Origin of the sequence: Streptomyces sp. SID5785 (assembly GCF_009870065.1) — a bacterium.
Classification (GTDB): Bacteria; Actinomycetota; Actinomycetes; order Streptomycetales; family Streptomycetaceae; genus Streptomyces.
This window is the reverse complement of sequence record NZ_WWIA01000262.1, coordinates 1-10,946: the sequence shown is the minus strand read 5'-3', so window position 1 is coordinate 10,946 and position 10,946 is coordinate 1. Positions and strand designations below refer to the sequence as shown.

8 protein-coding genes and 1 pseudogene are annotated in these 10,946 nt (G+C 74.4%); 6 read left to right on the top strand and 3 right to left on the bottom strand.

Annotation, left to right across the window (positions count from 1 at the left end; translation table 11 throughout):
• Window positions 1–722 (bottom strand): GntR family transcriptional regulator (locus tag GTW43_RS08175; protein ID WP_161300966.1); only part of this gene is annotated, 722 nt, incomplete at its 3' end.
• A 275-nt stretch (window positions 723–997) separates the two neighbouring features.
• A complete protein-coding gene (gene sigJ / locus GTW43_RS08170; RefSeq protein WP_161300965.1) occupies window positions 998–1,882 on the bottom strand; it encodes an RNA polymerase sigma factor SigJ in 885 nt (294 codons plus the stop codon).
• A gap of 165 nt (window positions 1,883–2,047) precedes the next feature.
• Between sigJ and GTW43_RS08165 the strand changes: the two genes are divergently transcribed.
• Complete coding sequence (locus tag GTW43_RS08165) at window positions 2,048–2,875, top strand: alpha/beta fold hydrolase (protein ID WP_161300964.1); 828 nt, start codon at window positions 2,048–2,050, stop codon at window positions 2,873–2,875.
• 36 nt (window positions 2,876–2,911) lie between these two features.
• Here GTW43_RS08165 and GTW43_RS08160 read toward each other — a convergent pair.
• Window positions 2,912–3,751: pseudogene (locus tag GTW43_RS08160) on the bottom strand (DMT family transporter); the annotation flags it as partial.
• Window positions 3,752–3,889: 138 nt separating this feature from the next.
• Here GTW43_RS08160 and GTW43_RS08155 point away from each other — a divergent pair.
• The 5 genes from GTW43_RS08155 to GTW43_RS08135 form a co-directional block, all read left to right on the top strand.
• Entirely contained in the window at window positions 3,890–5,323 is a 1,434-nt protein-coding gene (locus GTW43_RS08155) for a PLP-dependent aminotransferase family protein (RefSeq protein ID WP_161300963.1), read from the top strand.
• A 52-nt stretch (window positions 5,324–5,375) separates the two neighbouring features.
• A complete protein-coding gene (locus GTW43_RS08150; protein ID WP_161300962.1) occupies window positions 5,376–5,915 on the top strand; it encodes a GNAT family protein in 540 nt (179 codons plus the stop codon).
• A 218-nt stretch (window positions 5,916–6,133) separates the two neighbouring features.
• On the top strand, window positions 6,134–7,714 hold the full coding sequence (locus GTW43_RS08145; protein WP_161300961.1) for an alkaline phosphatase D family protein: 1,581 nt from the start codon (window positions 6,134–6,136) through the stop codon (window positions 7,712–7,714).
• 115 nt (window positions 7,715–7,829) lie between these two features.
• Window positions 7,830–9,239, top strand: a complete 1,410-nt coding sequence (locus GTW43_RS08140; protein ID WP_202501205.1) for an SWIM zinc finger family protein — start codon at window positions 7,830–7,832, stop codon at window positions 9,237–9,239.
• A partial coding sequence (locus GTW43_RS08135; protein ID WP_343245937.1) for a DUF6493 family protein occupies window positions 9,236–10,946 on the top strand: 1,711 nt, incomplete at its 3' end. The genes GTW43_RS08140 and GTW43_RS08135, both read left to right, overlap by 4 nt.

Below are 10,946 nucleotides of genomic sequence, written 5' to 3'. Positions count from 1 at the left end.
TCAGGGGTGTCACCGAAGGTGAGCCGGCAGGTGTCGGCCCTGTAGGTGGCCAGGGACACCGCCGCCGTGTCGCCCTTGCTGAAGTAGCGCGTGGTGACGACCAGGACGGGGGCGCCGGGGAGCCGGTCGAGCTCCTTGGCGTCGTCCGCGCGGGCGGAGCCGAGCTCCACCGCGCGGTCCTGCCCGTCGAGCCCGGCACGCTGCAGCTCGCGCAGTACGGCGCGGCCGCGGGCTGCGCCGGACGGGGCGTCTATGGCGGTGAGCTCGGGCACCGAGGCCGAGGGCACGTAGAGCAGCTCCGCGGCGACCGACTGGCCGTGCGAGACGCGCTTGCGGCGCAGTACGTGCACGCTGTCGCCCGCGCGGATGCCGAGCTGCCCGGCGACGGCGGCGGGTGCGACGTCGAGGACCGCGTCCACGACCTGCCACGCGTCGGCGCTGGCGCCCGGCCAGTCCTGATCGGTGGAGGCGACCGCGACACCCACGCGCGGCGGCGCGACCGTGGTGCCGACACCGCGGCGGCGCTGCAGGCGGCCTTCGAGCTCGAGCTGCTCGAGCGCCTGGCGGAGCGTGGCGCGGGCGACACCGAAGCGGGCGGCGAGGTCACGCTCGTTCGGAAGGATCTCGCCGACGGCGAACTCCGAGTCCAGCGCCTCGCTCAGCACGGTCTTCAGATGCCAGTACTTCGGCTCCGGTGCCGCTTCCAACTGCGTGGTCCCCACCCTGTCCTCCGCAACAGCCGTGCCCCGGCGGCTTTTTAGCGCCCTTGTTTATTAAAGGTTCCTGCACTATCCCTGCGAGCGTAGGACCCCCCTCGGACTTGGTCAAGACCAATCCTCGATCGGTTACGGGGCGCACAGGGGCACTGCCGCAGAGCGTTCACGGAGGGCAGCGATCCGTTCATACGGCGTTCGCGTGCGGCGCCGCGGACGCGCCGAGGCCCGCTCCGTGGCGTCGGAGCGGGCCTCCTGAGACTCCTGGGACTCCTGGGACTCGGTCAGAGGATCGTCGCGAGCTTGTCCGGGTTGCGCACGATGTAGACGCGCTGGATCCTGCCGTCGACGACGCCGAGCTGGATCGCGGCGTCGATCGTGCCGTTCACCAGGAAGACGAGCGCGGGAGCGCCGTTGAGCTCCAGGAAGCGGTACGCGAAGTTCTCCTCCGCCGCGCCCTGCCGGGCGGCGCCGTGGACGAACCGGCCCACCTTGTCGGCCGTCTCGATGACGCGCAGCGGCGCCTTGGACTTGCCGCCGCTGTCGCCGACGAGGCTGACGTCGGGGGCGAGGAGCTTCATGAGCCCGTCGAGGTCCCCGTCGGCGGCCGCGGCGAGGAACCTCTCGGTGAGGTCGCGCTGTTGTGCCGGATCCACGTCGAAGCGGGGGCGGCCCTCCTCCACGTGCTTGCGCGCGCGGGTGGCCAGTTGGCGCACGGCCGCCTCACCGCGCTCCAGGGTGGCCGCGATCTCCGCGAAGGGCAGCCCGAAGGCCTCGCGCAGGACGAAGACGGCGCGCTCCAGCGGCGAGAGCGACTCGAGGACGACGAGCACGGCGAGGGACACCGAGTCGGCGAGCACGGCCTGTTCGGCCGTGTCGGGCACCTGGGGCCCGAAGTCGGTCACGAGGGGCTCGGGGAGCCAGGGGCCCACGTAGGACTCGCGGCGCGACTGGACCTGGCGCAGCCGGTCGACCGCGAGGCGGGTGGTGATGCGCACCAGGTAGGCCCGCGGTTCGCGGACGTCGTCACGGTCCGCCTGCGACCAGCGCAGCCAGGCGTCCTGGACCACGTCCTCGGCGTCGGCGACGCGGCCCAGCATGCGGTACGCCACGCCCATGAGGACGGGCCGGTGCTGTTCGAACAGGTCGATCGCGGTATCGGTGGCCACGCACCCATCCCAACCGACGAACGCCGCCCTGTCCAGGGCGGCTCGGCCCGTCGTGCCCCGGGCCGTGCGCCGCGCCTCTTGAACTGAGGGCTACTCAACGGTAATTGTTGCTGACAAGCAGTCTAAGGAACCGTCGAGGCAGGGCGGGGACAGGGAGCGAGCGACATGGCACAGGCGACCTTCACCATCGACCGGCCCGGCGGCGCGCACACGGTGACCCTGGCGTACGAGCGCACGGGCTCCGGGGAGCCGCTGCTCCTGCTGCACGGCATCGGGCACCACTGGCAGGCCTGGCAGCCCGTGCTCCCCGTCCTCGCGACCGAGCGCGACGTCATCGCCGTCGACCTGCCCGGATTCGGCGCCTCGCCCGCGCTGCCCGACGGCCTCGCCTACGACCTGTCGACCGTGGTGCCGGTCCTCGACGCCTTCTGCCGTCACCTCGGGATCGAGCGCCCGCACGTGGCGGGCAACTCGCTGGGCGGCCTGCTCGCGCTCGACCTGGGCCGCGAGAAGCGCGTGCGGTCGGTCACGGCGCTCTCCCCCGCCGGATTCTGGACCCAGGCCGAGCGGCGCTACGCGTTCGGCACCCTGCTGGCGATGCGGCAGGGCGCCCGCGCGCTGCCCGTCCCGGCGATCGAGCGCCTGTCCCGCACGGCGGCCGGGCGCACCGCGCTCACCAGCACCATCTACGCGCGCCCCGGTCGCCGTTCACCCGAGTCCGTGGTGGCCGAGACGCTCGCGCTGCGCGAGGCCACCGGCTTCCGGCAGACGCTCCAGGCCGGCCGCTCCGTCCTGTTCCGCGACGACATACCCGAGATCCCGGTGACCGTCGCGTGGGGCAGCCGCGACCGGCTGCTGCTGCGCCGCCAGGGCGTCCGCGCCAAGCACGTCATCCCGGGTGCCCGGCTGGTCCGGCTGCCCGGCTGCGGCCACGTCCCGATGAACGACGACCCGGCGCTCGTCGCGCGCGTGATCCTCGACACGAGTCGCTGACCGGGCCCCGAACACCCCCGAGCCCAGGGCGACGCCGGCGGCGACGAGCGCGCTGCCCACGCCCTGGGCGAGCCCGTAGGTGCCCGCACCGACGAGCGGCGCGGTGCCGGCCGCCGCCACCGGGATCAGTCCGGAGAAGAGCGTCGCGCGCTCGGCGCCGATCCGCTGCATACCCGCGTACCAGCACACGAAGCCGACGACCGTGACGACGACGGCCTGCCACACCAGTGCGGCCGTCTCGGCACCGTCCGGGACCCGCAGCCAGGAGGCGCCGTCGAGGACGAGGCCCGCGAGGGCGGACTCGACCGCCGCGACGCCGCACACCGCGCAGGACAGCAGGCGCGGACCGAGCGGGCGCAGGACGGGGACCGCGAGCACCGCGAAGCCCGCCTCGCCGCAGAGCGCGCCCACGGACCACAGCAGCCCGGCCGTGTCCGTGTGCCCCCAGCCCTGCACGGTGAACGCACCGGCGGCCACGAGGGCCGCGCCCCGGAGCACCGCCGCCCGCGGCCGCCGGCCGTCGAGCAGCGGGACGAGCACGGCCACGATCACGGGCGCGCACCCCACGAAGACGCCGGGCACCGCCGGTTCCGCCGTCCGTTCGGCGGCGAGCACCGCGAGGTTGAAGCCGACCATGCCGACCGCGGCGAGCAGGGCGAGACGTGCCCACTGGCGGGCGGTGAGCCGCTTGAGGGGCGCGAGTCCGCCACCGCGCGCCACGAGCGGCACGAGGAGCAGGAAGGAGAGCCCGTAGCGGAGGAACTGCCCGCCGGCGTACGGGTAGTCGCCCAGGACGCTGTTGGCGGTGAAGGAGCCTCCGACCAGGACGCAGGCGAGGGCGGCGAGCGCGGAGCCGCGCAGAGTGGTGGCGTTCATGGAACCGACGCTAGGAGCAGCGGTGGTCCGGTTCGGGGTCCAATCAGGGTGGGGCGTCGGGGACCAATCGGCCGCGCGCCGACCGCGGGCGGCCTTGTCGGGCGGCCCTTGTAGGGCGGCCTTGTAGGGTGCGCCCCCATGACGTCGTTGCCGGGCTCCCAGGAGGCCACCGCCGCCTGGGAGTTGCTGCTGCCCGCCGCGGCCGCGCCCGCCCGCGCGCGAGGCCGTGCGCTCCAGTCCGCGCTGCGCGAGGCGGTGCGGACCGGCCGGCTCCCACCTCGCACCCGGCTGCCGTCCAGCCGTGATCTCGCGCGCGACCTGGGCGTGTCCCGCGGGTTGGTCACCGAGGCGTACGAGCAGCTGACCGCCGAGGGGTATCTGCGCAGCGGCCGGGGTGCGGGCACCTGGGTGAGCGATGCGGTGCGGGCCGCCGCGCCGCCCGTACGGGACCTGTCGCCCCGCCGTGCCGCCGACAGCCGGGTCGACTTCGTGGCCGGGCGCCCCGACCTGTCGCTGTTCCCGCGCGCGGCGTGGTCGGCCGCGCAGCGCGCGGTCCTGGCCGAACTGCCGCACGAGGAGCTCGGCTACCCGGATCCGCGCGGTCTGCCCCGGCTGCGGACCGCGCTGGCGGAGCTCCTCACCCGGCGCCGCGGCGTCGTGGCGGATCCGGAGCGGATCGTCGTGTGCTCCGGCGTGACGCAGGCGGTGACCCTGCTCGGCTTTGTCCTTCACGCGCGCGGGGAGCACACCGTCGGCGTCGAGGACCCCGGGAGCCCGCAGTACGAGGCCCTGTTCGCGACGGCGGGGCCCCGCGTCGCGCGCCTCCCGCTGGACGACGAGGGACTCGCCCTGGATCCGCTGCGGGCCTCGGGCGTGCGCGCCGTCGTCACCACGCCCGGCCATCACTTCCCGTCCGGCATCGCGTACTCGGCGCGGCGCCGGGCCCGGCTGCTCGCCTGGGCGCGCGAGACCGACGGCCTGATCGTGGAGGACGACTACGACGGGGACTTCCGCTACGACCGGGCGCCGGTCGGCGCGCTGCAGGGACTCGACCCGGACCATGTCGCGTACACGGGGTCGGTGAGCAAGTCCCTCGTCCCCGGCCTGCGTCTGGGGTGGCTCGTCGTCCCCGGGCATCTGGCCGACAAGGTCGTCGCGCGCAAGCAGTACATGGATCTCGGCAACCCCTCGCTCGACCAGGCCGTGCTCGCCCGCTTCATCGAACGCGGCGACCACGACCGCCAGTTGCGCCGCTGCCAGCGCGCCTACAAGGAGCGGCGGGACGCCCTGCTGCGGGCGCTGGACGAGCACCTGCCGGGCACCCGCGTGTCGGGCATCGCGGCCGGACTGCACGCGATCGCCACGCTCCCCGAGTGCCACGGCCCCGAGGACCGTCTCCTCGCCCGCTGCGCCGCGGCCGGAGTGACCGTCCGCCCGCTCGGAGCGTACGGCAGCGCCGGGGGCGGCGGAGTCTCCCTGGTGCTCGGCTACGCGCATCTGTCCCCCGCCCGGATCCGCGAGGGTGTGCGCCTCCTGGCGGACGCGGCGCGGTCCACGGCCCCCGGACGGTGAGCGCGCGCAATCCGGTTGCCGCGGGCGCGCGAGCGCGGGTAGAGAGGACCGCATGTTGAAGGGCAGCAAGGTCGGGCTGAGAGCCCGTCACGAGGAAGACGTCCCGGTCCTGCAGAGCGAGCTGTACGGGGACGTGGTCACCACCTCGCGGGCGGGCGGGCGTCCCTGGCGACCGATCACGCCCGGCTCGAAGAGGACACAGTTCCTCGTGGACGACGACGAGGTCAACACGCAGTTCTCCGTGGTCGACCTGGCGGACGACACCCTCGTCGGCAGCGCGCAGCTCTGGGGCATCGACCTGCACAACCGGACCGCGCACATCGGGCTCGGCCTGCGCCCCGGCGCCCGCGGGAAGGGGTACGGCACGGACGTCGTCGCGGTGCTGTGCCACTACGGCTTCGTCGCGCGCGGGCTGCACCGGCTGCAGATCGAGACGCTGGCGGACAACGGCCCGATGCTGCGCTCGGCCGAACGCAACGGCTTCGTGCGCGAGGGCGTGCTGCGCTCGTCGGCCTGGGTGATGGGCGAGTTCCTGGACGAGGTGGTGCTCGGTCTGCTGGCCGCGGACTGGACGCCGGCCGGGCCCGCGTAGGCCTGCTGCGGCCCGGGGCGGGCGCGGGATCGCGCCACGCGCGCGTGGCATGTTCCCCGGACGGCAGGGGTGGTTGTTCACTTGGGGTTCGTGTGCGCGCCGTGGTGAACCAGTAGGTGTGGCTCCGCGGCGCCGTGCGCTGTTCCTGGCACCGCAGTTCCTGGCACCGCTGTTCCTGGCACCGCAACTCGTCGTCGGAACCGTCATTGGAGGCGTCCATGTCACACCGTCCGCCGAGTCAGCTGCCCGGCCGCCGCGGGGTCCTGCGCGGGGCGCTTGCCGCGTCGGCCGCGCTCACCCTGCCGACGATCGGCGCCACCGCGCCGGCGTTCGCGCTCTCGGGGCGCCCGAAGGCCGGCTGGGGTGTCCAGGCCGGCGACGTGACGGCTCGCTCGGGACTGGTGTGGGTGCGCTCGGACCGGCCCGCCCGGATGATCGTCGAGACCTCGCCCACCGCGTCGTTCCGCACGGTGTCCCGCCGGCAGGGCCCGCTGCTCGGCCCGGGCACGGACTTCACCGGCACGACGCGGCTGCGCGGACTGCCGCCCGGTGAACAGATCCACTACCGGGTGCTGCTGGCCGACCCGGACGATCCGCGCCGGACGGGCGAGCCGGTCGAGGGCACCTTCCGCACCGCCTCCGAGCGGCGCCGGGACGGTGTGCGCTTCCTGTGGTCCGGCGACATCGCGGGCCAGGGCTGGGGCATCAACCCCGACCGGGGCGGCTACCGCGTCTACGAGGACATGCGCGCGCTCGACCCGGACTTCTTCCTGTGCAGCGGTGACAACATCTACGCGGACGGCCCGATCACCTCCAGCGTGACGCTCCCCGACGGGCGGGTGTGGCGCAACATCACGACGGAGGAGAAGTCCAAGGTCGCCGAGACGCTCGCCGAGTTCCGCGGCGCCTTCCGGTACAACCTGCTCGACGAGAACCTGCGCCGGTTCAACGCCCAGGTCCCCACGGTCACCCAGTGGGACGATCACGAGGTGCACAACAACTGGTACCCGGGACAGATCCTGGCCGACGACCGGTACACGGAGAAGGACACCGACGTGCTCGCGGCCCGTTCGCTGCGCGCCTTCAGCGAGTACTTCCCGGTCTCGACGCTGCCGCCGGGCGACCCGCACGGCCGGGTGTACCGCGTGCTGCGGCAGGGACCGCTGCTCGACGTGTTCGTCCTGGACATGCGCACCTACCGCAACGCCAACTCACCGGGCCGGCAGACCGACGACCCCACCGGCATCCTGGGCGCCGAGCAGCTCGCCTGGCTCAAGCGGGAGCTGTCGCGGTCGCGGGCGACGTGGAAGGTGATCGCGTCCGACATGCCGCTGGGGCTCGTCGTGGCGGACGGCGCGACGGACTTCGAGGCGGTCGCGCAGGGCGATCCCGGTGCACCGCTCGGCCGAGAGCTGCAGATCGCGGAGCTGCTGCGGCACATCAAGCACCGGCGGATCACGGGCACGGTGTGGCTGACGACGGACGTGCACTACACGTCGGCCCAGCACTACGAGCCGGCCCGGGCGGCGTTCCAGGACTTCGAGCCGTTCTGGGAGTTCGTGTCGGGGCCCCTGGCCGCCGGCGGCTTCCCGGCGGCCGCGCTCGACGGGACGTTCGGTCCGCGGCAGGCCTTCGTGAAGGCGCCGGACCGGGCGAACACCTCGCCGGCCGAGACCCCGCCGTACTTCGGCGAGGTCGACATCGACGGCGGCAGCGGTGAACTGACGGTGCGTCTGCGGCAGGAGGGCGGCGACGTGCTGTTCTCGAAGACGCTGCAGCCGGGCCGCGTCGGGCAGTGAGCCCGGCGCACCGAGCGTGACGCAGGGCCCGTGCGCCGTTCGTGGCGCCGGGCCCTGCGACCCTTGTCGGTGCAGGTCAGAGCGATTGTCAGTGGTCGCGCCTACGGTTTCCCCCATGACGCGATCAACACAGACCGTGGCCTATCGCCGACCCTCCGTGCTCGAGTCCGTGGGGGGTGCGGCCCAGCTGGGACTCGAGACGTCGCGGGGCGCGACACCGGCCGGTCCCCGGGACCATCCGCAGTTCTTCAGCGGGTTCCTGACGTCGCCTCAGGTCTCGGCGGCGGGGCTGCTCGCCGTCGCGGACGTCGCGGCGGCCCGGTATCACCAGCAGCGGCTGACGGCCTCGCTCGACCCGGTCGTGACGGGCAGCGGCGACCGGCTGCGCTTTGAATCCTTCTCGGGGTGCGGCGGGGTGTACGCCCGGCTCGACGTGCTGGCCGAGGGGCTCGACGGGGACGCCGTCCGGCACGGCACGACGAATGTCGACGTGAACAATCCGCTGCGCGAGGCCCTCTCGCGGATCGGCGGCGACGATCCCCTGCATCTGCGCGTGGGCCCCGAGCAGTTGGCGGTCACGACGCTGGACGGGCCCGTGGTCGAGAAGAAGGTTCCCCTGCCGGACCGCTGGCTGCGCGGCTTCGCCGAGGCCCAGGTGATATCCGCCGGCTTCGAGCTGCGCGCCGAGCTCGCGGCCCCGGAGGCGGTGCGCTTCCTGCGCTCGCTGCCGCGCAGCTCGGGCCGCGCCGCTCGCTGGGTGGTTCCGGCCGGGCGAGGGCTGCGGCCCACCTCGCGGCCGGTCCCGGGCGCCGTGTGCCTGCCCGGCCCCGAGCGGCTCGCCGCGCTGCAGCGGGTGCTCCGGCACGCGACGGCCCTGCGGGTGTACGGGCCTGCGGCCGTCACCGACGCGGCGGTCTCCAGCGCATGGGAGGCGGTGCTTCCCGGTATGCGGCTCACGCTCACGCTGTCACCCGACGCGGCCCGCGGTTTCTCCGGCGAGGGCGGCGTGCTGGACGCGCTGGCCACGGACCGGGCGGCGGAGGACGCCGAGCTGATCGCGGTGCTGCTCGCGTGGGAGCCGCGGATCGAGCTCGGGGACCTCGCGGCGGCGTCGGGGCTGAGCACCGAGCGGGTCGCGGCCGCGCTGGTGCGGCTCGGCACGTCCGGGCGGGTCGGGTACGACACGGCGGAGGCGGCCTACTTCCACCGCGAACTGCCGTACGACGCGGACCGCGTGGAGCGGCACAATCCGCGGCTGAAGGCCGCCCGGGCGCTGGTGAGCGCGGGCGCGGTGACGCTGGAGACCGGAGCAGGGACAGTGACGGCGGACGACGGGCATGTGCACCGGGTCCGCGAGGACGGGGGGACGTCGAGGTGTACATGCATGTGGTGGGCCAGGTATCGCGGTGGGCGCGGGCCCTGCAAGCACGCGCTCGCGGTGCGGATGGCGCGCAGGAGCACGGCCGGGGAGGACCTGGGGTGGGGTCTGACGGCGCCCGGGGCGACGGGGGTGCGGGAGGCGTGAGGGGCGCGGCGAGCACGAGGAGCACGCAGGCCCTGCTGACGGCCGTGCGCGCGGGCCGCGTCACCGAGGTGACGGACCTGCTGGACGGGCTGACGGACGCGGAGCGCAGGGCGTGCCTGCCCGGGCTCAAGGAGATGCGCAAGGAGCTGCGCGCCGAGCGGTGGGGTGCGGACGCGCGTCGGATCTATCCGGCGTTGCAGCTCGCGGGGGCCGCGTGCCACACGGGTGCCGCCGCGGCAGCGGCCTGGCTCGGGGCCGGCGAGTGGGTGTGGCAGCGGCACGTGGCGCCACGGGTGCTGCTGCATCTGCTCGCCGGCCGGGAGGCCGACTGGCTGGCCGACGTGGCGCACCGGCTCGCGGCGCTGCCGGTGGCACGCGGTGTGTCGTACGAGCTGATGGCGGGGCTGGTCGAGCTGGCGGGGTGCCCGGTGCCGACGACCGAGGCGTACGTCGTCGGCTGGGTCGGCAGCCTCAACACCGGGCGCAGGCAGGACCGTTCGCTCGCCGACCGGCTGCGGAGCGAGCCGCACCTGGCCGAGCTGACGGCCGCGTTGTTCGAGACCGACGACATCGGCGGCCGACTGGACTGGTTCTCGTCCGACAGCGCGCAGAGCTGGCCGCGCGCGCTGGCCGAGCTCGCCGGGGAGGGGGCGCTGGAGCGCAAGATCCTTCTCGACGCGTGTGTGGCGCGGCTGCTGCGCGGCGGACGCGTGTCGGACCTCCGGCTGTTCCTGAAGGTGCTGGACGCCTTGGCGCCGACCCGTGAGGAGGAGCGCGCGCGGACGGCGGACTGGGCCGCGATGTGCGCGGACGGCGCGCCGTCGGTGGCCACGCACGCGCAGAAGGTGCTCGCCTCGCTGGCCGTGGACGGCGGGCTGCCGGTGCGGACGCTCGCGGAGGTGTCCTCGGCCGTCCTGTTCCGCACGGAGAAGAAGCTGGTGCGGGCGCAGTTGGTACTGCTGGGCAAGGTGCTGCGGAGCCGGGCCGGCGAGGGGGACCCACCGGTCGTGGACGAGTTGCTGCCCGCTGTGGGTGAGGCGTTCGGGCATCCGGACACCGACGTGCAGGAGCGGGCCCTGAAGCTGGTGGCCCGGTACGCGGGCGCGGCCGGGGCCGCGACACGGGAGCAGGTGGCACGGGCGGCGGACCAGCTGGGTCCGGGGCTGCGCCCGCGCGCGCAGGAGGCGCTGGGCATCACCCTCGCCCCGCAGGAGCCGTACACGGAGGTGCTGCCGCTGACGCAGGAGCCGTTCCGGCTGGAGCCCGCGCCCGGTTCGGCCGCGGAGGTCGCCGAGGAGGTGAGCGCCGTCATCACCTCCGGCGGGGATCTCGCCGCGTTCGAGCGGACGCTCGACGGGCTCGTGCGGCACGCCCACCGGGACCTCGACGGACTCGCCGATGCGCTGGCCCCCGTGGTGGCCAACCGCTGGTGGCGCGGCGCCGATCCGTACGACCGGGTCCAGCCCGCCTTCCGGGAGTCGACGTACGGCCTGGAGGTGGTGGCGGCGAGCGTCGTGCAGGCGGTTCAGCTGCGGACCCTGCGGTACGGGGTCGAGCACGGGCACGAGGCCCGCCCGTACGAGGCGAACGCGACGCTCCGCGCCTGCTACGACGTGCGGCTGTGGGAGGTGGCGCTGCGCATCCGGACGGGTCCGGTCCCGCTCCTGCTGGCGACGCCGACCTGGAGCACGGGGTTCATCGAGCCCG

Coding starts and splice junctions, on each gene's coding strand:
- GTW43_RS08165 (WP_161300964.1), top strand. CDS start 2,048: ATGGCACAGGCGACCTTCACCATCGACCGGCCCGGCGGCGCGCACACG.
- GTW43_RS08155 (WP_161300963.1), top strand. CDS start 3,890: ATGACGTCGTTGCCGGGCTCCCAGGAGGCCACCGCCGCCTGGGAGTTG.
- GTW43_RS08150 (WP_161300962.1), top strand. CDS start 5,376: ATGTTGAAGGGCAGCAAGGTCGGGCTGAGAGCCCGTCACGAGGAAGAC.
- GTW43_RS08145 (WP_161300961.1), top strand. CDS start 6,134: ATGTCACACCGTCCGCCGAGTCAGCTGCCCGGCCGCCGCGGGGTCCTG.
- GTW43_RS08140 (WP_202501205.1), top strand. CDS start 7,830: ATGACGCGATCAACACAGACCGTGGCCTATCGCCGACCCTCCGTGCTC.